This window comes from Vibrio sp. 1069 (genome assembly GCF_033340555.1).
Genome location: NZ_JAWOWP010000560.1, coordinates 1 through 613, shown reverse-complemented (window position 1 = coordinate 613; position 613 = coordinate 1). Strand labels below are relative to the sequence as shown.

Here is a 613-nt window from a genome sequence, read left to right as displayed (position 1 = left end):
TCGATGTGATAGCCAACATCCAAATACGGCTTTTGTACTTTGCTTCTTATTCTTTCAAGGTTGAGCTGAGGAGTCGTGTTAGAAATGTCTTGCCCGATATCATGAACTAACGTACCACCAAAGCGTTTGATTTTCCCTTGTTTATCCCGGTGTAAAACGATCTGTTTCCCCCAGATCGGAATTCCTTTGTAGGTTTGTTGATACCGGACGTGGACATCACCATTTTTGTCTTGGTTGGCTTTAAGCTTTTGAACATTATTGCCCGGCTTTAATCCAAGCGCTTTGGCGACATTTTGGGTCGCGGCAAGGTTTTGCTTTTCGAGAGAAACCACACGTCCATGATTTGGCTCTAATCGCTCCAACTGAGCGGCAGAGAGAGAAGGTGAAACAAGAAGTGGTGACACCAACACCAAGCCAACTGCGAGCTTGCGCTGATATTTTGATCCTAGATCCATCGGTAAGTCCCCTATTTTGCACAAATAGCAAAGCCAAACTGACAGATTTTATGCGCCGAATAATCCCTTAATAGGACGTTAGGCTTATTGATCTCATTCTGTTCATTGAGTCTAGCACAGGAATTTATAGACCTTATGGATGAGTTTATGGCGATTCA

Annotated in this window: 1 pseudogene; it reads right to left on the bottom strand. The window is 43.6% G+C overall.

The window, feature by feature from the left end:
* Window positions 1-455, bottom strand: a pseudogene (locus R7040_RS27730) (peptidase); the annotation flags it as partial.
* Between the last annotated feature and the right edge of the window lie 158 nt (window positions 456-613).